The 22599-nt window shown below is 68.6% G+C and carries 20 protein-coding genes; 11 read left to right on the top strand and 9 right to left on the bottom strand.

Going from position 1 to position 22599, the window contains the following annotated elements; genetic code table 11:
* Positions 1 to 10 precede the first annotated feature (10 nt).
* The 3 genes from E8M01_RS01775 to E8M01_RS01765 all read right to left on the bottom strand — a co-directional run bounded on the left by E8M01_RS01775 (position 11) and on the right by E8M01_RS01765 (position 2410).
* Positions 11 to 1264, bottom strand: a complete 1254-nt coding sequence (locus E8M01_RS01775) for an RNA polymerase sigma factor (protein WP_136964399.1) — start codon at positions 1262 to 1264, stop codon at positions 11 to 13.
* Positions 1264 to 1620 carry a YciI family protein gene (locus tag E8M01_RS01770; RefSeq protein ID WP_136958542.1) on the bottom strand — a complete coding sequence of 119 codons (357 nt, stop codon included), beginning with the start codon at positions 1618 to 1620 and terminating at the stop codon, positions 1264 to 1266. Before E8M01_RS01770 ends, E8M01_RS01775 begins: the two co-directional genes overlap by 1 nt.
* Before the next feature lie 355 nt (positions 1621 to 1975).
* Complete coding sequence (locus E8M01_RS01765; RefSeq protein ID WP_136958541.1) at positions 1976 to 2410, bottom strand: Lrp/AsnC family transcriptional regulator; 435 nt, start codon at positions 2408 to 2410, stop codon at positions 1976 to 1978.
* A 141-nt stretch (positions 2411 to 2551) separates the two neighbouring features.
* Here E8M01_RS01765 and E8M01_RS01760 point away from each other — a divergent pair, with 141 nt between their 5' ends.
* From E8M01_RS01760 to E8M01_RS01730, 7 genes are all read left to right on the top strand, one after another.
* Positions 2552 to 3463 carry a DMT family transporter gene (locus E8M01_RS01760; protein ID WP_136958540.1) on the top strand — a complete coding sequence of 304 codons (912 nt, stop codon included), beginning with the start codon at positions 2552 to 2554 and terminating at the stop codon, positions 3461 to 3463.
* An 88-nt stretch (positions 3464 to 3551) separates the two neighbouring features.
* Positions 3552 to 4361, top strand: coding sequence for an AraC family transcriptional regulator (locus E8M01_RS01755; RefSeq protein WP_136958539.1), 810 nt, complete (start codon positions 3552 to 3554; stop codon positions 4359 to 4361).
* A gap of 87 nt (positions 4362 to 4448) precedes the next feature.
* Positions 4449 to 5336 carry a DMT family transporter gene (locus tag E8M01_RS01750; protein WP_136958538.1) on the top strand — a complete coding sequence of 296 codons (888 nt, stop codon included), beginning with the start codon at positions 4449 to 4451 and terminating at the stop codon, positions 5334 to 5336.
* Between the two features lie 97 nt (positions 5337 to 5433).
* Positions 5434 to 5772, top strand: a complete 339-nt coding sequence (locus E8M01_RS01745; RefSeq protein ID WP_136958537.1) for an ArsR/SmtB family transcription factor — start codon at positions 5434 to 5436, stop codon at positions 5770 to 5772.
* Positions 5762 to 6283, top strand: a complete 522-nt coding sequence (locus E8M01_RS01740; protein ID WP_136958536.1) for an SRPBCC domain-containing protein — start codon at positions 5762 to 5764, stop codon at positions 6281 to 6283. The genes E8M01_RS01745 and E8M01_RS01740 overlap by 11 nt, the downstream gene beginning before the upstream one ends.
* Positions 6284 to 6341: 58 nt before the next feature.
* Positions 6342 to 7160 (top strand): alpha/beta fold hydrolase, encoded by an 819-nt coding sequence (locus E8M01_RS01735; RefSeq protein WP_170181728.1) that lies wholly within the window; start codon positions 6342 to 6344, stop codon positions 7158 to 7160.
* A 109-nt stretch (positions 7161 to 7269) separates the two neighbouring features.
* The gene (locus E8M01_RS01730; protein ID WP_136958534.1) at positions 7270 to 7884 is read left to right on the top strand and encodes a helix-turn-helix domain-containing protein; all 615 of its coding nucleotides are present in this window, start codon (positions 7270 to 7272) and stop codon (positions 7882 to 7884) included.
* 336 nt (positions 7885 to 8220) lie between these two features.
* Here the strand turns inward: E8M01_RS01730 and E8M01_RS01720 are convergent, their stop codons facing one another.
* Together E8M01_RS01720 and E8M01_RS35430 are read right to left on the bottom strand one after the other, a co-directional pair.
* Positions 8221 to 8784: a type II toxin-antitoxin system VapC family toxin gene (locus E8M01_RS01720; protein WP_136958532.1), complete on the bottom strand. Its 564-nt coding sequence runs from the start codon at positions 8782 to 8784 to the stop codon at positions 8221 to 8223.
* Between the two features lies 1 nt (position 8785).
* Positions 8786 to 9418: a hypothetical protein gene (locus E8M01_RS35430; RefSeq protein ID WP_246088563.1), complete on the bottom strand. Its 633-nt coding sequence runs from the start codon at positions 9416 to 9418 to the stop codon at positions 8786 to 8788.
* Positions 9419 to 9888: 470 nt separating this feature from the next.
* Between E8M01_RS35430 and E8M01_RS01710 the strand changes: the two genes are divergently transcribed.
* On the top strand, positions 9889 to 12753 hold the full coding sequence (locus E8M01_RS01710) for an autotransporter outer membrane beta-barrel domain-containing protein (RefSeq protein ID WP_136958531.1): 2865 nt from the start codon (positions 9889 to 9891) through the stop codon (positions 12751 to 12753).
* A gap of 275 nt (positions 12754 to 13028) precedes the next feature.
* Here E8M01_RS01710 and E8M01_RS01705 read toward each other — a convergent pair whose 3' ends face one another.
* Together E8M01_RS01705 and E8M01_RS01700 are read right to left on the bottom strand one after the other, a co-directional pair.
* Positions 13029 to 13874: a fumarylacetoacetate hydrolase family protein gene (locus E8M01_RS01705; RefSeq protein WP_136958530.1), complete on the bottom strand. Its 846-nt coding sequence runs from the start codon at positions 13872 to 13874 to the stop codon at positions 13029 to 13031.
* Between the two features lie 117 nt (positions 13875 to 13991).
* Positions 13992 to 15146, bottom strand: a complete 1155-nt coding sequence (locus tag E8M01_RS01700) for an MGDG synthase family glycosyltransferase (protein WP_136958529.1) — start codon at positions 15144 to 15146, stop codon at positions 13992 to 13994.
* A 190-nt stretch (positions 15147 to 15336) separates the two neighbouring features.
* Here E8M01_RS01700 and E8M01_RS01695 point away from each other — a divergent pair, with 190 nt between their 5' ends.
* Positions 15337 to 16311: a threonine ammonia-lyase gene (locus tag E8M01_RS01695; RefSeq protein ID WP_136958528.1), complete on the top strand. Its 975-nt coding sequence runs from the start codon at positions 15337 to 15339 to the stop codon at positions 16309 to 16311.
* Between the two features lie 37 nt (positions 16312 to 16348).
* Entirely contained in the window at positions 16349 to 17083 is a 735-nt protein-coding gene (locus tag E8M01_RS01690; protein ID WP_136958527.1) for an aspartate dehydrogenase domain-containing protein, read from the top strand.
* 46 nt (positions 17084 to 17129) lie between these two features.
* On the opposite strand, the gene E8M01_RS01685 is transcribed toward E8M01_RS01690, so the two are convergent.
* The gene (locus E8M01_RS01685; RefSeq protein ID WP_136958526.1) at positions 17130 to 18029 is read right to left on the bottom strand and encodes a LysR family transcriptional regulator; all 900 of its coding nucleotides are present in this window, start codon (positions 18027 to 18029) and stop codon (positions 17130 to 17132) included.
* Between the two features lie 103 nt (positions 18030 to 18132).
* On the opposite strand from E8M01_RS01685, the gene E8M01_RS01680 reads away from it, so the two are divergent.
* Positions 18133 to 19122: a zinc-dependent alcohol dehydrogenase family protein gene (locus tag E8M01_RS01680; protein ID WP_136958525.1), complete on the top strand. Its 990-nt coding sequence runs from the start codon at positions 18133 to 18135 to the stop codon at positions 19120 to 19122.
* 62 nt (positions 19123 to 19184) lie between these two features.
* Here the strand turns inward: E8M01_RS01680 and E8M01_RS01675 are convergent, their stop codons facing one another.
* A complete protein-coding gene (locus E8M01_RS01675; protein ID WP_136958524.1) occupies positions 19185 to 22574 on the bottom strand; it encodes a molybdopterin-dependent oxidoreductase in 3390 nt (1129 codons plus the stop codon).
* Positions 22575 to 22599 lie beyond the last annotated feature (25 nt).

Genomic DNA, 22599 nt, shown 5'->3' with positions numbered 1-22599 from the left:
GCGGCCTTTTTTATGTCCCGCCGTTGCACAAACGGTCGCGCTGGCCCTGCAGGTACAGGCGGACCGCCGGATCGGCGGCTAGGCCAATGGCGAGCGTCAGCGCCGCCTTGGCGTCGCCGCACCGGCCGGCGCGCGCGCAGAGATGGCCGCGCGCCGCCCAATAGGGTTGATAGTCGGCCATGCGCGGGTCGCCCGCCAGGCGATCGATCTCTTCGAGCGCCGCGGCGGGACCGTCGAGCTCGGCACGCGCCACGGCGCGGTTGAGGGCCACCACCGGCGACGGCGCCAGGGCGAACAGAAGGTCGTAGAGCGCCACGATGGCGCCCCAGCTCGCAACGCCGTGCAGGCGCCGTGCCGCGTGGGCCGACTGGATCGCCGCCTCGATCTGGTAGCGCCCGCTCGGGCCACCGGCATTGGCCTCGGCCAGCAGCATCTCGGCCTCTCGGACCCGGGCGATATCCCAGAGCCTGGTGTCCTGCGCGTCCAGCGGCACATAGGCGCCGCCAGTATCGCGCCGGGCCGGCCGCCGCGCCTCGGCTTGCAGCATCAGCGCCAGCATGCCCTTGGCCTCGGGTTGTTCAGGCAAAAGCGCGACGAGCACCCGGCCGAGCCAGATCGCTTCGTCGGCAAGTTGCGGTGTGCCGGGTTCGCCGGTCTCGGCCCAGCCCTTGGCATAGGCCGCATAAACGGCCTCCAGCACGGCATCGAGCCGGCCCGGCAGTTCCTCCTTGTCGGGGATGGCGAAGGCGATGCCGGCCTCGCGGAGCCTGGCCTTGGCGCGGACCAGCCGCTGACCCATGGTTGCCGGCGGCATCAGGAAGGCCGAAGCGATCGCGGCGGCGGTCAAGCCGAGAATGGTCTGCAGGATCAGCGGGGTGCGAATGCCCGGCTCGATCGCCGGATGGGCGCAGGCGAACATCAGCGCCAGGCGCCGGTCGGGGATGTCGCCCAGGCTTGCCGCAGCGGCTTCGATCTCGTCGGCGATCAGCATCAGATGTGGCGCGTGGACCGCGCTGGTCCGCCGGCGGCGCAAGGCATCGGCGCCGCGCCGGCGCGCCACGGTCAACAGCCAGGCATCGGGATTGGCCGGCACGCCGTCGGCGGGCCATTGCTGCAGTGCTGTCGCGAAGGCCTCCGCCAGCGCGTCCTCGGCGCCGGCGACATCGCGGGTGCGGGTGCTGAGAAAGGCGACGAGGCGGCCATAGCTCGCGCGTGCCGCCCGCTCGACGGCGCGGCGCGCCGGGTCGTCGGCCCGGACCGGCATCACGGGTAGCAATGGTCGATGATCTCACGGATCTCGATGCTGCCCCAGGTCGCCGCCGGACAGCGTGCGGCCCAGGTCCGCGCCATGTCGATATCGGCAGCCTCGATGATGAAATAACCACCGAACTGTTCGCGGGTCTCGGCATAGGGGCCGTCATGGACCTTCATCTCGCCGCCCTCCATGCGGATGGTGCAGGCTCGGTCGGTGCGTGCCAGCGGGGCGGTCGCGACGAAGGCCCCGGCCTTGGTGAGCGCCGCCTGGTAGGCGAACATCTGTTCCATGAACGGCCGCATCTCGTCCGGCGTGAACTTGGACCCCACGGCTTCGTCGGCGTAAAGCATCAGCAGATAGCGCATGTCGCTCGTCCTCGTGATGATGCCGGCACTGGTCACCCGGCGTCACGATGTCGGGTGAGCAAGGCATGATTTCGACAGGGCCTGCGAGAAAATCCGGGAACCGGCATGTTTTGTTCGAAGCACCTGGATGGTGTTGCACGGAGGTCAGCCGTCCTTCGAGGCTCGCTACGCTCGCTCCTCAGGATGAGGACTGTTGGGGATTTGCACGACTGTCGCTTATGAGACACGGTCCTCGTCGCGCAACTAGCACTGTCGCTGCTGCCATACACCACGTTCCTCATCCTGAGGTGCGAGCGCCCTTGCGCGAGCCTCGACGGACGGCCGACCGCAGCGCGAGGGACAGTATTCTCGTACCCTAAAGCGGCGGCAGGCGCCGCTTGACCGGCTGGGCCTTGACGATCGCCGTGCTGGTCTCGGCCTTGTCGGTGATGCGGTCGAGGATCCGGTCGAGCTCTTCGATCGACCGCAGGTGCAGCCGGGCGATGAAGCAGTCGTCGCCGGTCACCTTGTCGCATTCGGTGAATTCGGGGATCTCCCGGATCAGCTTCTGGACCGTGTGCAGCTTGCCCGGCAGCGGCTTGATGCGGACGATCGCCTGCAGGGTGTAGCCGAGCGCCTGCGGATCGATATCGACGGTGAAGGCGCGGATCACGCCGCGTTCTTCCAGCCGGCGCAGGCGGTCGGAAGCGCTCGGCGAGGACAACTCGACCCGTTGCGCCAGCTCCTTCAGCGAGATGCGGGCGTCATCGGCCAGGATTTCGACGATGCGCCGGTCGAGATCATCGAGCATGATTTTTCCAAAGGCCGATCGTCAAAACCGTCTCATATTGTAATGTCGATTTCGCCGATGACCTTATAAAGCCCATATAGATCCGGCAAGTCGCCAATTATGCTGCAGCCTCCGATGGATTTTGGACGCGACGAGGCTGCCATGACCGAGAAGCTGCGCGGCACCGCCGAGATGACCGCCGCCATGGCGATTTCCGGCACGATCGGATGGTTCGTCGTGGTCTCCGGCTTGCCGGTCATGGACGTCGTGTTCTGGCGCTGCGTGTTCGGCGCGGCGACCTTGCTGGTGGTCTGCGCCGCCATGGGACTGCTCCGGCGCGACATCATCACACCAGGCCAGGCGGGCCTCGCCGCGCTCGGCGGCCTCGCCATCGTCGCCAACTGGCTCCTGCTGTTCGCCGCCTATCCGCATGCCTCGATCTCGATCGCGACAGCGGTCTACAACACCCAGCCCTTCATGCTGGTCGGCCTCGGCGTGCTGGTCTTCGGCGAGCGGCCGACCGTCACCCAGCTCGGCTGGCTCGGCATCGCCTTTGCCGGAATGCTGGCGATCGTACAGGCCAAGCCCTCGGCCGCCGCGATCGGCGCGGATTATCTCACCGGCATCCTGCTGGCGCTCGGCGCCGCGTTCTTTTATGCGGTGGCGGCAATCGTCGCCAAGCGCCTCAAGGGGGTTCCGCCACACCTGATCACCTTGATCCAGGTGTCGGTCGGGATGGTCATGCTGCTGCCGCTCGCCAATCTGGCCGAACTGCCGGCGGGTGCCGCCACCTGGGGCGCGCTCGGCACGCTCGGCATCGTGCATACCGGCGTGGTCTTCGTGCTGCTTTACGGCGCGATCCAGAAGCTGCCGACCAACCTGACCGGCGCCCTGTCCTTCATCTATCCGGTGGTCGCGGTGCTGGTCGACCTGATCGCTTTCGGCCATCACCTGCAATGGCTGCAGGTCGCCGGCGCCAGCGCCATCCTGCTCGCCGCCGCGGGCATGACGCTCGGCTGGTCGCCGTTCAGCCGGCGGGTGCCGGGACAGGCCTGCGATTCAGCCGCCGGATAGGCGCGACCGGCCCTTTATTCGGTCGCAAAAGCCTGCGAGTTTCGCCGCTGGCCGCGGCGACAATGCGCGGCGTTTCGGGCGGCAGGCAATGACACGAGGCCGATTCAGGATGCTTCGCTGCGAGGGCGCCGGCGTCGAGGCGGTCGAGGCCGCGACGCGCCATGCCTTTCCCCGGCATTCGCACGAGCAATATGGCATTGGCCTGATCCACCAGGGCGGCCACAGATCCTATAGCGGCCGGGGCATGGTCGAGGCAGGCTCCGGCGACATCATCACGGTCAATCCCGGCGAGGTGCATGACGGCGCGCCGATCGGCGATGCCGGCCGGTCGTGGCGCATGCTCTATTTCGATCCGGCGGTCATTCGCCGGGCCGCCTCTGATATCAGCGAGGGCAGGGCGGAGGCTTGCGAGTTCGACCGGCCGGTGCTGCGCGATGCCGGGCTCGCCGCCGCCTTCGGGCATCTGTTCACCGCCATGACGGCCGGCGAGGACGATGCCGCCGGGATCGACCGGGAGGCGCTGCTGCTCGGGCTGCTCGCCGGGCTCATGGGCGAAGCGGCGGGCGGCGCGCCGCGTTCGGTGCCCGGGACGATCGAGCGGGCCCGTCGCCGGATCGACGATGCGCCGACCAGGCCGGTCAGCCTTGCCGACCTCGCCCGCGAAAGCGGGCTCAGCCGGTTCCAGGTCCTGCGCGGTTTCACCCGGGCCACCGGGCTGACGCCGCATGCCTATCTGGTGCAGCGCCGGATCGACCTGGCGCGCCGGCTGATCGCCGGCGGCACGGCGCTGGCGGAAGCCGCAGCCGCCAGCGGCTTCGCCGACCAGAGCCACATGACCCGCGTCTTCGTGCGGACCTATGGCGTCTCGCCCGGCGGTTATGCCGGCGCGCTGAGCTGAGCCGTCCTCAGCGCCCTGCAATCCCGTTCAAGACCAGCCGGGCCCGACCGGCTCATCTGCCGCCTTTCCGATGGAGACGGGCGGATCATGTCGCGGCAGGTTCAAGGTTATGTGTTTCTGGCGCTCGCCATGGTGCTGGTCGGCAGCACGGTGGTCGCCAGCAAGGTGATCGCGACGGGATTGCCGCCATTCACCGCGACCGCGCTGAGGTTCGCCGTGGCGCTGCCGGTCTTCGTCGCCCTGATGTCCGTCACCCGGACCCCTTGGCCGAAGCTCGACCGGCGCGACTGGCTGATCCTGCTCTTGCAGGCCAGTGCCGGCAGCGTCGGTTACACGGTGCTGCTGATCTGGGGCCTCGGGCTGACCTCGGCGACCGATGCCGGCGTGGTCACCGGCACCCTGCCGATCGTCGCCGCGGCGATCTCGATCGGGGTTCTCGGCGAGCGGCCGGACCGGCGATTGCTCGCCGCCATCGGGCTCGCCGCGATCGGGGTCTTGTCGATCACCGGCGCCGCGCCGGATGGCGGCGGCCATTCGCTGCTCGGCAATGCCCTGATCTTCGCCGCGGTGGTCGGCGAGGGCCTGTTCATCCTGCTCAACAAGCGCCTGCGCGCGGCGATCTCGCCACTTGCCCTGTCGGCGCTGCTGACCGGCATCGGCCTGGCGCTGTCGAGCGTCCCGGCGCTGATCGAACAGCCCTGGATGATGCCGGTCGCGCCGGAAGCGCTCGCCGCCGTCGCCTATTACGGGCTGGTGCCGACGGTTGGCGGATTTCTGCTCTGGTATGCCGGCGCTGCCCGGGTGAGCGGCGTCGAAGCCTCGCTGTTCACCGCGCTCGCGCCGGTCTCGGCGGTGCTGCTCGCCGTCGTCCTGCTCAATGAGACGATTGGCCTGGCGCAGGTCATCGGCATCGGCTGCGTGCTGGCGGCGGTCCTGACCATCGGCCTGCCGCGGCGAACCCAGGCATCGGTTTGAGACCGCATCAGCCTGACCGCGGCGGCTTGACAGGATCGGCCCTGCATTATATCGCTTATTAGCAATATAGCTTATCGGCAATATGAGATTTGCGGCCATGGAACAGCTTGATCGCGTCTTCGGAGCGCTCGCCGATCCGACGCGCCGCGCCATCCTGGCGCGCCTCGCCACCGGCGAGGCGACGGTCAACGAACTGGTCGCGCCTTTCGCATTGAGCCAGCCGACCATCTCGAAACATCTGAAGGTGCTGGAGACAGCCGGGCTGGTGTCGCGCGGCCGCAGCGCCCAGTTCCGGCCGGTGCGCCTGAATGCCGAGCCGCTGGCGGGCGCGGCCGAGTTTCTCGGCGAGTACCGGCGCTTCTGGGAACAGAGCCTCGACCGGCTCGAGGCCTACGCCAAGGAGCTCAAGCGCCAGGAGGACGGCGATGCCGGCTGAGACGATGGCGGACGAACCCGCAGCCGCACGCGAAGTCGTCATCACCAGGGTGTTCGACGTGCCCGCGCGCTTCCTGTTCGAGGCCTATAGCAAGGCCGAGCACCTGACCCAGTGGTTCGGCCCGGTCGGCTGGCCGCTGACCTTGTGCGAGATCGATTTCCGGGTCGGCGGGCGGTTCCGCTTCGCCATGACCGGGCCGAGCGGCAAGCAGAACACGCCCTTCGGCGGCGAATATCTCGAGATCGTGCCGAACCGGAAGATTGCCTATGACAACGGTTTCGAGCGCCCCAACGCCGGACGGATGATCGTCACCGTCAGCTTCGACGAGAAGGACGAGCGCACGACGCTGACCATCCATACGCTGTTCGACACGGTGGCGATGAAGAACGCCCATGTCGGCGGCGGCTATGTCCAGGGCACCGGTTCCGGCCTCGACCAGCTCGCCGTCGTGGCGGCCGCCATGCGGGTGCGGGCGAGCCTTCGGGACCGGCCTCTGGCCGCCGGCGGCTGATCGGCGCCGGCGCGCCACCGGCCGCCGGTTCCTCCTTGGACAGCAAAAGGGGTTTGCGATGACGGAAACGGCAGGCGGCAGCGGTTACGCGACGGTCGACGGCCTGAAGATCTATTATGAGCTGCATGGCGGCGCGCCGACCGGCGGCCGGACGCCAATGGTGCTCCTGCCCGGCGGGCTGATGGCGATCGATACCGCGCTTGTCGAAGATCTCATCCCGCGTTTCGCCAGGAGCCGGCCGGTCGTCGCCATCGAGCCGCAAGGCCACGGCCATACCGGGGATCGCGGCGGCCCCGTCACGATCGATCGGATGGTCGAGGACACCGCCGGCGTCCTGGCCCATCTCGGCGTCGGCCAGGCCGACTTCGTCGGCCATAGCCTGGGCGGGCTGATCGCGATCGGCCTGGCGATCCATCACCCGGCCAGAGTGCGCAGCGTCACAACGCTCGGCGCCTTCACCATGCTGGAGGGCATGCTGCCCGAACTGGTGAAGCTGCAGCGCGACCCGAGCCACCAGCCCTCGGCCGAGCTGATCCCGCTTTTGCCGACGGAAGCCGATTTCGCCGCCTGGCAGGAAAACTTCCGGCGCCATGCGCCGGATCCGACCGCCTGGGAGGCGGTGGTGGTCAAGCTCAACGCCATGCTGGCGGAGTGGCAGGGCTGGACCGCGGCCGAGCTCCGCGGCATTCGCGCGCGCTTCCTGGTCGCGATCGGCGACAACGACTTCACCCGGGTCGAGCACGCCGCCGAAATGGCGCGGCTGATCCCCGGTGCGCAGCTCGCCGTACTGCCCGGCACGACGCATATGAACATCATCACGCGCGGCGCTTGGCTCGAGCCGATGATCGACGCGCGGCTGGCCCATGACGCTGGCTGACGGCGATCGCCCGGGACGCGCATCTTGCACCGCAGCGACGCGCGCCGTAGGGTACTTTTCGCCGAACGATCGTTCGGAACAACGACCGAGAGCCTGATTTCCGAACGCCATGGCCGACCGCGATCCGAAAAAAGTCGAGCTGGATGCCGGCGCTCATGTGTTGTCAGGCAATCTCGGCCGGACGGTCCAGCGCCTGCGCAAGGCCTATAACCTGTCGCTTTCGGAATTGTCCGAGCAGTCCGGCGTGGCCAAGTCGATCATCAGCCAGATCGAGCGCAACGAGACCAATCCGACGCTGGCGACGATCTGGCGGCTGAGCCAGGCGCTCGACGTGTCGATCGAGCGGGTGCTGGCGACCGCAACCGAAGAGCCGTTCCTGGAAAAGCTGTCGAAGGGCGACACGCCGCTGCTCGTCTCCGACGACGGCAAGTGCCGGCTGTCGATCACCGGCTGGATCAAGACGGTGGAATGGCTGCAATGGTACGATTTCCATTGCGATCCGGGCGGCGTGCTGGAGAGCGAAGGCCATCAGCGCGGCTCGGTGGAAAGCCTGTCGGTGCTGGAAGGCGAATTCGTCGTCGAGGTCGGCGACCGGGTCGAGACGGTGAGGGCGGGAGAGAGCGTGCGCTACCGCTGCGACGGCCGCCATGTCATCCGCAATGTCGGCACCGAAACCGCCCATGCCACCATGGTCTGCATCCTCAAAGCCGCCGTGATGGATTGAGGCGGGCAGGGGGCTGACCCTCCCGGAGGGCTGTGGCATTCACAAGTCATCAGCAAGCCCGGGTCCGCCGACGCTGAAGCCCCACATGAAGGCCACCGGCGGATCGCAAGTGGCTGATCGCGAATGGATCGATCCGACCGAGGCCTGACCTCGCAAGCCTTGCACTTCGTCTTGGCCGGGCTTGTCCCGGCCATCCACGCATGTCTTGGGCCGAAGCAAGTCGTGGATGGCCGGGACAAGCCCGGCCAAGACGATGAGTGCTGCGGGCGCGAGATCTGTCTTCCCCGCCGCCGCCGCCGCCGCCCCGCCGCTCCCGGCCTGCGAGCGCCAACCAAGCTACAGCTTGCGATAGAACAGCACGCGTCCAGGGAGCAATTGCTGCAGCATGTCGAAATCTCCGACATTTGCGGTCAGCACCGTGAAGCCGAGCTTCTGTGCCTGAAGAAAGAGCACGCAGTCCTGCAGGGCGCGAAGCTTGTGATCGGTGGCATAACCCTGAAGCCGGCACAGCATGCCGGATAGCAGCGCCGCCTTGCCGAGCACGTCGGGGTCGGGAGCGAAAACCCGATGCGGAGGCATTGCCTCGATCTGCGCGCGAATCGCGTGGATCACCGTGGGCGTGCGCCGGTCGGCGGGATTGAGCACACCCACCGTATGCATCAATTCCTGTATGGCGACGGTCGAGTGATTGATCTGCCGCGCGTCGATCAGATCCTCGACGATCGCCGGCGACCGGCCTTGCATCTGATCGATGTAGACGCAGGTGTCCAGCAGCAGTGCCTGGCCGCCGACCGCGTCCTCATGGGCGAAAGCCAGTTCGCGGTCAGGGCGGCGGGTGAGCGCCTTCTCGGGATCGAACCGAGCCCAGCGGCGAGCTCCATCGAAGTCAAAACCCGCCACGTCAGAATCCGAGTTTCAGGTCCGGATCGACCTTGCCTCTCGACGCCCTGAAGACCTCGGCGAATTTGTCGTCGAGAGCAATGCTGGCCAGGGCGAATTCGATCAGATCGGTATCCGTTTCGATGCCCGTCTGCTTCTTCGCCTGAGCGACCAATTCGGTGCTGACCCTGCCGCCGATCCGGCCACTCTTGTCGCCCAGCAGCCCGGACTGCCCGGCAGCCTTCATGACGGCCTCGAAACGTGCCTTGCTGGCCGGCGAGCGTGCCGGTTTGGCCGGGCGTTCGCCAATGGCGACTTCACTGCCGCGCATCTGCTTGGCGCTGCCTGCGTCGGACTTGGCCGCCTTCGGACCGGCCTTGCTCCTTTTTGGGTTCGCCATCGCTGGGGCCCTCGGTTGGACAAAAAAACAGATCTGTTCAACATGGGCGTCGGCGCCGGCAGAATCAAGGCGGTCTCGGCCGCCGCGCGGATCGCGCGATACGCGGGATATCGCGCGCTCGCGCCATGTCCCGGCTGCCGCCCGCGCCCTTACTCGACCGGCCGGCGCGCCAGGCCCGGGGGAGCTGCTGCCAGGATCAGCGCGACGCTCGCCAGCAAGGCTATCGAGATCACGGCGAGCACGGCCGGCGCGCAACAATGTCCCAAGAGCGGCAGCAGGCCGATCGGAACGAAGGCGGAGATGATCCGGCCGACGCCTCATGCGCTGGAGGAGGCGGAAGTGCGCAGGTTGGTCGGGAAGAGCACGGCGCCGTAGAGGCCGACGCGATCACCGTCAACCGGCGCGGGGTTGGCGCCGGCGGCCGACACCGGTTTCGGACCTGTCGCTCGCCTGACGGGAGCGCGTCGCGGCCGGCAGAACCCTTGGGACCGACCGCGCCAACAATGGCAAGGGAGACACACCGTTGACCATTCTTGGCCACTGGAGCGGCGATGCGAATTGTCTTGTTGATCGCGCTGGAGAATTGACCATTCTGGCCGGGTTGAACCATCGGCCCGGGGCGTTTGACACCGGCGGGCCGCCGGCTCGGGTATGACGCAGGGCAGGTGGGGGCACCATTGGCATTTCCGGCATCGCGTCGCTCGACGCCGCACGCGTATCCCTTGATGGCGCGCGCACTGTTGTTCGCCACCACCGCCTTGACCGCACTCGCCGCGGCGCAGCCGTCGCGGGGCCAGGACGCCACCTGGCGGCAGAGCCCGGGGTCCAGTCAACTCACCGACGCGCCCAACTGGTCGAGCGGTGCGGTGCCGACAGGCACGGCGTCTTTCGGCCCGTCGGACACGACCGCGCTGACCCTGTCGAACAACATGACCATTGGCGGCTGGACCTTGGATGCCGGCGCTCCGGCCTATGTCGTCACCCTCGGCGCCAACCTGAATTTCACCGGCGCCGGAATCGTCGTCGATGGCGGCGACCTCGCCATCATCAACACCAACCGCATCGTTTTCCAAGGCAGCAGCAGCGCCGGCGGCGCCGGCATCGCCAACAATAGCGTCAGCGGCATGGCATTCTTCGACAGCAGCAGCGCCGGCGGCGCCGTCATCGCCAACAACGGCGGCATGACATTCTTCGACATCAGCTCGGCCGGCAGCGCGACCATCACCAGCACCAGCAACGGCAATCTCAATTTCTTCGACGGCAGCACGGCCGGCAACGCCACCATCGTCAACACCAACAACAGCGTTATTAGCTTCGTTTTCCACGGCAGCAGCAGCGCCGGCGGCGCCACCATCACCAACGCTGGCTACCTCGCTTTCCGCGACAGCAGCACCGCCGGCAGCGCCGCCATCACCAACACCAGCAGCCTGAATTTCTTCGGCACCAGCACGGCCGGCGGCGCCACCATCACCAACACCGGCGGTCTGTCGTTCTTCAACACCAGCAGCGCCGGCAGCGCCGCCATCACCAACAGCAGCCAGTTCTTTTTCTTGGGCGCAAGCACGGCCGGCAGCGCCGCCATCACCAACACCAGCCAGTTCTTTTTCTTCGGCGCAAGCACGGCCGGCAGTGCCGCCATCGCCAACAACGGCGAGCTCGCGTTCGCCGCCACCAGCACGGCTGGCAGCGCTACCATCACCAACACCGGCAGCCTGAATTTCTTCGACACCGGCACGGCCGGCAGCGCCACCATCGTCAACACCAACAAGAGCGTTACAGGCTTCGTTTTCCACCACAGCAGCAGCGCCGGCAGCGCCACCATCACCAACGCTGGCTACCTCGCTTTCCGCGACAGCAGCACGGCCGGCAGCGCCGCCATCGCCAACACCAGCGCGCTCGCGTTCGCCGCCACCAGCACGGCCGGCAACGCCGTCATCACCGGTGCGGGCTCGTTGTCTTTCGTTGATGGCAGCAGCACCGGGCATGCCGACATCACCAGCGGCGGTACAGTCACTCTCGCAACCACCAACACGACCGGCGCGGCAACCGTGACGATCCAGAGCGGCGGTTCACTCGGTGGTACCGGCGCGGTCGGCAACACCACGATCCAGTCGGGCGGCACGCTGGCGCCGGGCCAGCTCATCGTCAATGGCAGCCTGACGCTGAACGGCGGCGCGACCTATGCCTATGCAGTGGGAAGCCTGACGTCGGCCTCGGGCAGCGCGTCGCTCGCCGGAACGCTGCAACTCACCGGCAGCAGCGCCGGCTTCCAGAACCGGACCTATACCGTGCTGACCGCCGTGGGCGGCGTGTCCGGCACCTTCACGCTGGTCAGCCTCCCCGGCGTGAGCGGCCATATCCATCACGGCGCCAATGACGTGACGCTGGTGATCGACGCCTACAAGGCGGCGAACTGGCTCGCCGGCCAGGGCGGCCGCAACCCGGCCAATGTCGCCGCCGGGCTCGATGCCGGCATCGCGGCGGCCGGCGGCACGCCGCCGGCGGTCTTCAATGCGCTGCTCGGCCAATCGGGCGCCGGCCTCGTCGCCATGCTGAACGGGCTGTCGGGCGAGGCCGCCACCGGCACCCAGGCCAGCGCCATGTCGGTGTCGAGCCTGTTCCTCAACCTGATGCTCGACCCGATGGCCGGCGCCCGTGGCGCGACCGCTTCGGCGCCCGCTTCCTCGCTGATCGAGATGGCCGACCTGTCCGTCGGCCGTGCTCCGGCGGCCCAGGGCGGCGCCGGCTGGTCGGTCTGGACCAAGGCCTTCGGCCAAGCCGGCCGCACGGCCTCCGACGCCGGCCTTGGCGCCGCCGGCACGGCGTCGTCGGTGTTCGGCATTGCCGCCGGCGCCGACAAGCGGATCTCGGCCGATACGCTTGTCGGTTTTGCGCTGGCCGGCGGCGGCGCGTCCTTCGGCTTGGGTTCGCGCGGGCAGGGCAGTGGCGATTATTTCCAGGCCGGCCTCTACACCTCCACCCGGCTCGGCGAGGGCTATCTCTCGGCGGCGCTGGCCTATGGCTGGAACCGCTATGAGGTGTCCCGTTCGGTGAGTCTCGGCGGCGTTTCGGAGACCTATAGCTCGGCGCCGGTCGCCCATACCTTCGGCGGCCGGATCGAGGCCGGCCGGCGCTTCGGCACCCGGGCCTTTGCCTGGACGCCTTATGCCGCGCTCGAGGCGATCGGCTATTCGGCTTCAGGCTATCGCGAAGGTTTCGCCGCGCCGGCCACCGGCGTCTTTGCGCTCACCTATGGCGCCAGGACGACCGGGACCGTGCGCACGGAACTCGGGCTGCGCGCCGACAGCCTGACGCCGCTCGCGCCGGGCGCCGATCTCCTGACCTTCGGCCGGCTCGCCTACGGCTATCAGGCGAACACCCAGCGCTCGGTCGACGCAGCGTTCCAGACGCTCGCCAATTCCGGCTTCGCGGTGTTTGGCGCGCGCGCCTCGACCCATACGGCGCTGGCGACGCTCGGCATCGAGGCCAGGTTTGCCGGCGGCATGCGGGTGTCCGCTTCGCTCGACGGCGAGCTTGGCGACCGACACCGCTCCGTGCGGGCCAATCTCGGCTTGCGGCATAGCTGGTAGGGCGGGGGAGGCGGTGAAGGCCGCTTCCGTCGCTGCGCCGGCTGCCGGCGCGCGTTGTGGTTCGCGGGCGCATTCTTGCTTCGGCGGTCAGGCGGGCGGAGCCGTTTCATGGCTGAATAGTCCTATTTTTCAATCGGTTAGCGACCATTCTCCAGACGTTGATTCCGATTCAACGACTTCATGCGCTGAATCCATTGGAACCATCCGGCGCACAAAAAAACCCCGGCGCGAGCCGGGGTTCTTCATGTTCCGATTCAACGCGGGCGACGCTGACGTCACTTCCAGGCGATGACGTTCTGGGTCTGCACGCCGAGGCCCTCGATGCCAACCGTCATGGTGTCGCCGGCTTTCAGGAATTTCGGCGGCTTCATGCCGAGACCGACACCGGGCGGCGTGCCCGTGGTGATGACGTCGCCGGGTTCCAGCACCATGAATTCCGAGACGTAGGAGACGATGGTCCTGACGTCGAAGATCATGGTCTTGGTCGAGCCGGTCTGCATGCGCTCGCCGTTGACGTCGAGCCACATGCCGAGCTTCTGCACGTCGGCGACCTCGTCGACGGTGACCAGCCAGGGGCCGAGCGGACCGAAGGTCTCGCAGCCCTTGCCCTTCATCCACTGGCCGCCGCGCTCGATCTGATAGGCGCGCTCGGAGACGTCGTTGCAGATGCAGAAGCCGGCGACCACGGAGAGGGCATCCTGCTTGGAGACGTAGCGGGCGCGCTCGCCGATGACGATGGCGAGCTCGACCTCCCAGTCGGTCTTGACCGAACCCTTGGGCAGCATCACGTCGTCGTCCGGACCGACGATGCAGGACGGCGCCTTGTTGAACAGGATCGGTTCGGTCGGGATCGCCGCGCCGGTCTCGGCGGCATGGTCGGCATAGTTGAGGCCAACGGCGATGAAATTGCCGACGCCGCCGACGCAGGCGCCGATGCGCGGCCGCCCCGAGGCCACAGGAAGTTTCTGCCAATCCGCCTTGGCGATCTTGGCCAGTCCCTTGTTCGACAACGCCTCGCCGGCAATGTCGGGCACGATCTCCGAGAGGTCGCGGATCTTGCCTTCGGGGTCGACCAGGCCAGGCTTTTCTTTACCCATGGGTCCGAAGCGTACCAGTTTCACGACGTTGCCTCCCATACTTGATGCCGTCGGCGCGGATGATGACGAGCTCGCCGGATTGCGCAAGCGCGGCATCGCATCGGGGCCGTGCGCCAAAGCCCGTTGCCTCGCCGTTCCTGCTCAAGCTTTGGGCAGATCGGCCAGAATCGAGGCGACGATGTCGCGGGTCGCCTGGTCGCGGCCGAGCCCGCGCGCCTTGGCGGCCATCCCGGCGAGCCGCTGGCCGTCGCTGCCGAGCAGGGCCGCGGCCTGGCCGGCGAGGGCTTTCGGGTCCGGCTCGAACAGGCCGGCGCCGGCCTCGACGACATGGTCGACATTGGCCGCTTCCTGGCCGGGAATGAAACCATAGATCAGCATCGGCAGGCCGCGCACGCTGGCTTCCGCGATCGAGCCGGGGCCGGCCTTGGTGACCAGGAGGTCGCTCGCATGCATCAGGTCGGACATGCGGTCGACGAAACCGAGCGGCACGACCAGGACCGGCCAGGAGCGGCCGGCAAGGCGCGCCCGAAGCCTGTCGTTCTTGGCCGTGATGACAGCGATTTGAGCCGTGGCGCGGCCGCCGGTCGTCGCCAGCGCGGCGGCCATGGCCTCGACGATCGCCTCGATCGGACCGATGCCGCCGCCGCCGCCCATGACCAGCACCACCGGCAAGGCCGGGTCGAGGCCGAAGCTCAGCCGCGCGTCGGCGCGCGCCGGCGGCGCGAGGGCAAATTCGGCACGGATCGGCAAGCCATGGGTGTGCAGCCGGTGCTGCGGCAGGCCGCGGGCCAGCGCCACCGCTACCGCCTTGGCGGTCGGCAGGTAGATCGCGGCATTGCCGGGATGCAGCCAGAGCGGGTGAATGCCGCCGAGATCGGTGACCACGGTGACATAGCGGGTCGCCGGGGCGAGCCGGGCCAGCACCGGGATCATCAGGTCGTTGACCAGCGGGTGCACCGAGACGACCAGGTCCGGCTTGCAGTCGCGGATCAGCCGTTCGAGCTTGCTCTGCGACATGTACCGGACCAGGGCCGAGGACGAGCCGCCGACGGCGCGCCGGGCGGTGACCTTCCACATGGCCTGCCACAGGCGCGGCGCGCGGTTGACCAGCGTGTCATAGGTGCGCGGCAGGCGGCTGAACGGGAAGCTGATGTGATCGGTCAGGAGATCGACAATGGTGACGCGGGCCTGCGGGTCCTGGCGCAGGAATTCCGCCTCCAGCGCCCGCGCGCTGGCCAGATGCCCGCCACCGGTCCGGCTCATCAGGATCAGGATGTTGCGCGGTAAGGCGGCCATAGTGGCAGGGCCCTCACAGGCGGGCGTCGGCGTCGGATCGGGTTGCAGCACGGGTGGCCTCCGGCCCCGCTTCTAGCCTGGACGAGTTGATATGGCGAGGCCGGCCAAACCGACCGGCCGATGTCGTTAGGCACTTGCGGCGCCCCGGCAAGGGACATCATATGGGGGAAACCCAATCCGGAGAGCCGCCATGCCCGCCCTGCCGACCGCAGCCGATGTCGCCGATGCCGCGCGCCTGATCGCGCCGGTGGCCCGCCGCACGCCGCTTCTGAGCTTGCCGGAGCTCGACGCCATCACCGGCGCGCGGGTGTTCCTCAAGGCCGAGCCGCTGCAGCGCACCGGCTCGTTCAAGTTCCGCGGCGCCTATAACCGGCTGGCCCGGCTGACCGACCAGGAGCGCAGGGCCGGGGTGGTCGCCATGTCGTCCGGCAATCATGCGCAGGGGGTTGCCACCGCCGCCCAGCTCCTGGGCATGCCGGCGGTCATCGTGATGCCCAAGGACAGCCCGGCCCTGAAGCGCGAACGCACCGCCGCGGCCGGCGCCGAGATCGTGCTCTATGACCGCGAGAAGGAGGACCGGGTGGCGATCGCCCGGCAGCTCGCCGCCGATCGCGGCGCGACGCTGGTGCCGCCCTATGACGATTTCTACATCATGGCCGGGCAGGGCACGGTCGGGCGCGAGATCATCGAGGAACTGACCGCGCAGGGCTTGCTGCCGGATACCGTGCTGGTCTGCTGCTCGGGCGGCGGGCTGCTCGCCGGGGTGGCGCTGGCGGTGCACGACCGCGCCCCCAAGGCCAAGCTCTACAGCGTCGAGCCCGAGGATTTCGACGATCATGCGCGCTCGTTCGAGGCCGGCAAGCGGGTCGCCAATGTCAAGCTCGGCGGCTCGCTGTGCGACGGGCTGCTGGCCCAGACGCCGGGCGAGCTGACCTTCGCGGTCAATCAGCCGCATGTCGCCGGCGGCGTCACCGTGTCGGAGGACGAGGTGAAGCGCGCGGTCAATTTCGCCTTCCGCGAGCTGAAGCTGGTGGTCGAGCCGTCGGGTGCGGTGCCGCTGGCGGCGCTCTTGTCCGGGCGGCTGGATGTCCGCGGCCAGGTGGTCGCCGCGGTGGTGTCCGGCGGCAATGTCGATCCGGCCCTGTTCGCCAAACTGGTGGCGTGAGGCAAAGGCGCGGTACCCCCGGCGGTGACGTCGATCGATGGAAGCCAGACGCATTGGTGTCATCGGGGCTGGACGCATAGCGCGTCCGGTGCTCGCTTATCTCAGGACCTCGGCCCAATGGCGCCTGGGCCGGTGCCTGGTGCGTGAGGCGCGAGCCGCCGGGGTGCCCGAGGCGACCGCGGATCCGGAGCGGTTTTTCGCCGATCCGGCCGATCTGATCATCGAGGCCGCCGGTCCGGAGGCGCTGCGCCTTTATGGGGCGCGGGCGCTCGCCCTGGCCGATGTCTGGACGGTCAGCGCCAGCGCGCTCGCCGCGGCCGAGCTGTTCGCCAGCCTGGAGACCGCCGGCCGCACCCATGGTCACCGGCTGCGCTTGCTGCCGGGCGCGCTCGGCGGCCTCGACGGCGTCGCGGCGGCCGCGATCGACCCTGAGGCGCGTCTCCATGTCACGGCGTCGCGCCCGGGCATGGCGGGCGCGGCCGGTGAGGTTTTCGCCGGCCGGCTGGACGACGCCGTGCTGCGTCATGCCAACGAGATCAATATTGCCGTCGCGGCGGCGCTCGCCGGCCCGGGCGTCGGGAACGCCACGGTCAGGCTCGACGATCCCGGGCCGGGCGGCGCCCATGTGCTCGGGCTGTCGGTCGACAGCCGGTTCGGACGGTTCTCGGCCAGGGCCGAGATCGAGCCGGATCCGGCCAAGCACATGCACCCGGTGGCGGCCTGCATCATCGCGGCGCTCGAACGCGAAACGGCGACGATCTGGGCGGGTTAGACCGGAATTCGCGCAAGCTCGCTACGGCGGACCGCGGCCGCGCCGTTCAGGTCATGAACCTGGGCAAGGCCGCCGCCAGCGCATCGACGGCAAGGCGAACCTTCAGCGGCAGGTGCGGCGTCTGCGGCCATAGCGCATAACCGTCGTAGAGAAATTCCGGCTGGTCCGGCAGGACCACGACAAGCGCGCCGGCCTGGATGCGCTCGCGCACCAGCCAGGAGGGCAGCCAGGCGAGCCCCATGCCGGCGGCCGCCACATCGGCGATGGCATCGAGGTCGTCGAGCCGCAGCCGGTTCACCGGCGTGACCTCCAGCGGAGGCTGGCCCGGGCGCGGAAACAGCCAGGGGCGAATGCGGCCCGACCGGCGGTAGATGATGGCGTGGTGCTGGGGGAGATCCTCGACCTGCCCCGGCCGGCCATGCATGCCGAGATAGGCCGGCGCGGCGCAGACGACCATGCGCTGGCGCGCGACGCGCCGCGCGATCACCCCGGCCTTGTCGTCGAGATCACCGGTCCGGATGGCGAGATCATAGCCATCCTCGGCCAGATCGACGATGCGATCGCTGAACGACAGGTCCAGTTCCAGCGCCGGATATTGCCGCGCCAGCTCCAGCAGGACGGGGGTGACGCAGTGCCGGCCGAAATGCACGGGCATGGTGACGCGCAGCTTGCCGCGCGGTTCGGACAGCTGGTCGGTCGCCAGCGCATCCGCGGCCTCGGCCTCGGCGAGCACCACCCGGCAGCGGTCATAATAGGCGCGGCCGACATCGGTCAGGTTCTGGCGCCGGGTGGTCCGGTTGATCAGGCGCATGCCCAGGCGCTCTTCGAGAAACCGGACATGTTTGCCGACCATCGGCCCGGAGAGATCGAGTGCTGCGGCAGCCGCTGCGAACGAGCCGAGATCGATGGCCTTGACGAATACGGCCATGCTGGTCAGGCGATCCATATTCAAAACCCCTGGTTTCGACTGTCGAAGCTCTGAGGCCATTTATCTGATCTATGCCAGCCCCCATAGCTTATTCAGTTCAATTCATTTGGAGTTGTCGCCAATGGCGCGGGTTGTTCGCTTTCACCGGCATGGCGGTCCCGAGGTTCTGCGCATCGAGACCGTCGATCTTGCCCGGCCCGGCCGGGGCGAGGTGCGGATCCGCGTCAAGGCGCTGGGCCTCAACCGGGCCGAGGCCCTGCTGCGCTCGGGCTCTTACATCGAGACGCCGGTTCTGCCATCAGGTCTTGGCCTGGAGGCGGCGGGCCTCGTCGAGACGGTCGGTGAAGGCGTCGCCGGTTTCGCGCCGGGCGAGGCGGTCAGCATCGTGCCGCCGAGGTCGATGGTCCGTTGGCCTGCCTATGGCGATCTCGCGACGTTTCCGGCTGAACTGGTCGTCAGGCATCCGCCATCGCTCAGCTTTGAAGCCGCGGCCGCGGTCTGGATGCCCTATCTCACCGCTTATGGTGCGCTGATCGACATCGCCAGGCTCGGCGCGCAAGACCGTGTCGTCATCACCGCGGCATCGAGCAGCGTCGGGCTTGCCGCGATCCAGATCGCCAACAGGGTGGGCGCGACCACCATCGCGGTGACCCGGACATCGGCCAAGGCGCAGGCTTTGCGCGAGGCTGGCGCCGCGTATGTCATTGCCTCCGCGGAAGAAGACCTGGGGGGCCGGCTGACCGACATCGCGGGCCCCGAGGGCGTGCGCGTGGCGTTCGACCCGATCGGCGGCCCGATATTCGAGCCGCTGACGGCCGCGATGTCACGTGGCGGCGTGCTCATCGAATATGGTGGCCTGAGTCCCGAGCCGACACCCTTTCCGCTGTTCGCGGTGCTGGCCAAGAGCCTGACCTTGCGCGGCTATCTCGTCCACGAGATCACCGGCGATCCGGCGCGGCTGGAAGCCGCCAAGGCGTTCATCCTCGACGGGCTCGCGTCGGGTTCGCTCCGGCCGGTCATCGCCAGGACCTTTGCCTTCGAGGAGATCGTCGAGGCGCATCGTTTCCTGGAATCGAACGACCAGTTCGGCAAGATCGTCGTGACGGTCTGACCGGTCACGCGGCTTGCCGGTTGAGGGGTGGCGATGCGATGGGGCGAGCCGGCCGGTCCGCGTCAGGCGTCGAGGACGAGATCGGAAGCCGGCACCGCCTGGCATGACAGGCAGACACCCTCGTCGAGATCGGCGATGGCCACCTGGTGGGTCACCGCGCCGTCGAGCACGGTCAGCGCGCAGCTCTCGCATTGGCCGACGCGGCAGCCGGATGGCAGCGACAGGCCGAGCTCCTCGGCAAAGGCGAGCAGGTCGCCGCGTTCGGGCGACCAGATGGCCGTGCGCCCGGAGCGGGCGAAGGTGACGGCGAAGCGGCCGGCGTCGCCCACCGCCGTGGGGCGCGGCGGCGGCGACACGAACACTTCGCTGAAAATCTCGAAGGCCGGCACGCCGCGGCCGATCAACCCTTGGGTGATCTCGGCGATCATGCCGCCTGGCCCGCAGAGATAGAAGCGGGCGCGCCGCTCGATCAGGTCCTGGTCGATGCTCATGGCGTCGATCCGGCCGGCGGCGTCGCAAACATCATCCGGGCCCGGTTGGCTGAAATGGGTGACGAGACGGAGCGAGGGCAAGGCGCCCGCCAGCGTCGCGATCTCGGCGTGAAAGACGTGAAGCGCTGCGTTCCGGCTGCCATAGTGCAGCACCACCTCCGGCGCCGACGGCGCGCCTTGCAGCGCCCGGAGATAGCCGAGAAACGGCGTGATGCCGATGCCGGCCGCGATCAGCACGACGGAAAAGTCGGCGGCGGCCGGGATGATGAAATCGCCTGACGGCGCCCGCATGTCGATCCGGCTGCCGGCTGCTAGCGATGCGGCCGAGAAGGACGAGAAAAGCCCGGCCTGCCCGGCGCCGCGGATCGGCTTGATGGCGATGCGATAGCGCTCGGTGCCGTCGGGCCCGCTGGCGCCGCAGAGCGAATAGGAGCGCTCGACCGGGCCGCTGCCGGGAATGTCGAGCCCGACCGAAACGTGCTGGCCCGGCCGGAACGGCGGCAGCTGGCCGCCGCCGTCGCCGGCAAGTGCCAGTTCCACCACGCCGCCAGGTCCGTCCTGCCGCGCGACGACGCTGAGGGATCGCCGGCCGCGCCAGGGCGAGACGCGCGCGGTTTCCACCGGCCTGATGTCGCAGGCGAACGATTTGAGCGAGGGGGCGCCGCTCACCGGATCGGCATGATCGGCATCGATCAGCCGGTTGAAATTGCTGCCCTCATCCGAGAAGGGGTCGTAACCCGGCAAGCCGAGATCGGGCATCGAGCGCCACCAGCCGAAATCGGCGACCGCGACGTCGCGGGCGAGCGACCGGTCGATGGTCGCCCTGAAGCGAACGCTGGCCGAGCGCGTCGACACCTGGACCCAGTCGCCCTCGGCGATCGCCCTGGCCTCGGCGATGTTGTCGGCGAGCGCGACCATGGGCTCGCGCGCCCGCCGGCGCAGCGATGCCGCCTGGCGGTGCTGGCTATGGCAATAATAGGGGCTCTTGGCGCAGGTCAGGACGAAGGGACGTTCGATACCGGCCGCGAGGGGGGCGTTGACGGGATCGTCGAAATCCGGCAGCGGCGCCTGGCCGTTGCGCAGCATCTTCTCGGAATAGAGTTCGACCCGCGCCGTTTCGGTCGCGAAACCGCGGATGCCCTGGGGCCCGGCGTCGGCATGTTTGCGATAGCGGGTCTCGACCGGGCGCCGGATGCCGGCGGGATTGGCGCGGAGCGCCTCGAGTGTCAGGCCGAGCGGGGCGAGGCGGTGCCGCCAGCCCGCCTCGATGTCGCCGTCGAACATGCGATCGGCAAAACCGAGCCGGCGGGCGAGGTCGCAGACGATCTCGGCATCCGAACGGGACTGGCCGACAGGCGGGATCATGGCGGCACGAAGCTGGATGAGTTCCTGCGCCTCCTGGGTCACCTCGAAGCCGAGCTTCAGGCCCTCGCGTTCCCAGGGGCTGCCGACGGGCAGGAGAATGTCGGCTTGCTGGGCGGTCGGATTGTCGAAGAGATCGCAGTGGACGGCGAAATCGAGCGCCTGCAGGGCGTTACGGCCCATCATGGCGTCGCCGCGCGACAGCAGCATGTTGGCGCCGAAGGTCATCAGCGCGCGGACGCGATAAGGCCGGGCTTCGAGGATGGCGGTATAGAGCTCGCGCGCGGTGACCATGCCGAGCGCCGCCGGCCCGATCGGCCGATCCTTGGCGCCGAGCGCCTTCATGCGCTGGCTTTCGGCCAGCAGCGCCGGCTCGCTGATCGGATTGGCGGCGAGCGGGGTCGGTACGACATTGCCGCCCTTGGCGTCGAAACTGCCGGTCAAGGCATAAAGCGTCGCCATGGCGCGCGAGGTCTGGGTGGAGTTGGCGTGCTGGCCGATACCGGTCCAGGCGAAATGGGAGACGGCCCGGGCCTCTGCCATCGCATCCGCCAGGGCGACGATCTTGTCGGCGTCGACGCCGGTGATGCCGGCGACCCGTTCGACCGGAAATTCGGCGCAGCGCGCGGCATAGAGGTCGAAGGCCGGGCGGCAGGACATGCCGGCGACCTCGAAGGCACCCTCGAGCGCCAGGTCTTTCGCCCAGGCAGCTTCGGGGTCGCGCCGGCGATCATAGGCCACCACCTGGCCCGCCGCCTGGTCGAAGGCTGCAAAATGCGCGCTGTCGGCCGTCGGGTCGACATCGCGCATCCGGAGGAACCGTCCGGTGTCGGCGCGCACCAGCAGCGGCCCATTGGTCCAGGCGCGGACGAAATTCCGGTCGAAGCCGCCGGAGGCGATGACGAGGTGCGCAAGCCCCAGCGCCAGCGCGGCATCGGTGCCCGGGCGCACCGCCAGCCAATGATCGGCCTGGCCGGCATGGCCAGTCCGGCGCGGATCGATGACCGCGAGCCGGGCGCCGCGGCGCTGCGCCTCGGCGAGTTCGCCGGCCTCCGCCAGCCAGACGCTCGCGGGATTGTGGCCCCAGAGGATGATCAGGTCGGTATTGGCGTAGTCCGGCAGCGGCAAGGGGACGCCGAAGGTGAAGCCGTGGGCGACATCCTTCTGCCAGTTGCAGATCTCGGTGGCGGTGCAGACATTGGGGCTGCCGAACAGCTGGATGAAGCGTTCGATCCATTCCAGGCTGTCGACGATCGGGGTGGCGCTCGGCGAGGTCACGGCGAAGGCGACGGCCTCGGCGCCATGGCGCTGCTTGATGTCACCGAGCCGCGTCGCGATCTCGCCGAGCGCCGCGTCCCAGGAGATCGGCACCCAGCCGGGATCGGCCGAGCCCTTGGGCGTGGTGCGCCGGAGCGGCTGGGTCAGCCGCCGCGACGAATGGGCGAGCTCCGGCGCCGCCCGGCCCTTGGCGCAGACCGCACGTCCGGTCGGATGGCCGGGCAGCGGCGCGACCTTGATCAGCCGGCCGTTGTCGACGGTATTGAGCGTTCCGCAGCGCGAGCGGCAAAGCGTGCAATAGCCGGGGATCTCGACTGCCATGGGCTGCCGCCGTTCCAGTGATGGC

It is taken from the genome of Phreatobacter stygius (genome assembly GCF_005144885.1).
Taxonomy (GTDB): domain Bacteria; phylum Pseudomonadota; class Alphaproteobacteria; order Rhizobiales; family Phreatobacteraceae; genus Phreatobacter; species Phreatobacter stygius.
The sequence above is the reverse complement of the archived record's forward strand: the minus strand, read 5'-3'. Positions and strand labels throughout refer to the sequence as shown.

Coding starts and splice junctions, on each gene's coding strand:
- E8M01_RS01775 (WP_136964399.1), bottom strand. CDS start 1,264: ATGCCGGTCCGGGCCGACGACCCGGCGCGCCGCGCCGTCGAGCGGGCG.
- E8M01_RS01770 (WP_136958542.1), bottom strand. CDS start 1,620: ATGCGCTATCTGCTGATGCTTTACGCCGACGAAGCCGTGGGGTCCAAG.
- E8M01_RS01765 (WP_136958541.1), bottom strand. CDS start 2,410: ATGCTCGATGATCTCGACCGGCGCATCGTCGAAATCCTGGCCGATGAC.
- E8M01_RS01760 (WP_136958540.1), top strand. CDS start 2,552: ATGACCGAGAAGCTGCGCGGCACCGCCGAGATGACCGCCGCCATGGCG.
- E8M01_RS01755 (WP_136958539.1), top strand. CDS start 3,552: ATGACACGAGGCCGATTCAGGATGCTTCGCTGCGAGGGCGCCGGCGTC.
- E8M01_RS01750 (WP_136958538.1), top strand. CDS start 4,449: ATGTCGCGGCAGGTTCAAGGTTATGTGTTTCTGGCGCTCGCCATGGTG.
- E8M01_RS01745 (WP_136958537.1), top strand. CDS start 5,434: ATGGAACAGCTTGATCGCGTCTTCGGAGCGCTCGCCGATCCGACGCGC.
- E8M01_RS01740 (WP_136958536.1), top strand. CDS start 5,762: ATGCCGGCTGAGACGATGGCGGACGAACCCGCAGCCGCACGCGAAGTC.
- E8M01_RS01735 (WP_170181728.1), top strand. CDS start 6,342: ATGACGGAAACGGCAGGCGGCAGCGGTTACGCGACGGTCGACGGCCTG.
- E8M01_RS01730 (WP_136958534.1), top strand. CDS start 7,270: ATGGCCGACCGCGATCCGAAAAAAGTCGAGCTGGATGCCGGCGCTCAT.
- E8M01_RS01710 (WP_136958531.1), top strand. CDS start 9,889: ATGGCGCGCGCACTGTTGTTCGCCACCACCGCCTTGACCGCACTCGCC.
- E8M01_RS01700 (WP_136958529.1), bottom strand. CDS start 15,146: ATGGCCGCCTTACCGCGCAACATCCTGATCCTGATGAGCCGGACCGGT.
- E8M01_RS01695 (WP_136958528.1), top strand. CDS start 15,337: ATGCCCGCCCTGCCGACCGCAGCCGATGTCGCCGATGCCGCGCGCCTG.
- E8M01_RS01690 (WP_136958527.1), top strand. CDS start 16,349: ATGGAAGCCAGACGCATTGGTGTCATCGGGGCTGGACGCATAGCGCGT.
- E8M01_RS01685 (WP_136958526.1), bottom strand. CDS start 18,029: ATGGATCGCCTGACCAGCATGGCCGTATTCGTCAAGGCCATCGATCTC.
- E8M01_RS01680 (WP_136958525.1), top strand. CDS start 18,133: ATGGCGCGGGTTGTTCGCTTTCACCGGCATGGCGGTCCCGAGGTTCTG.
- E8M01_RS01675 (WP_136958524.1), bottom strand. CDS start 22,574: ATGGCAGTCGAGATCCCCGGCTATTGCACGCTTTGCCGCTCGCGCTGC.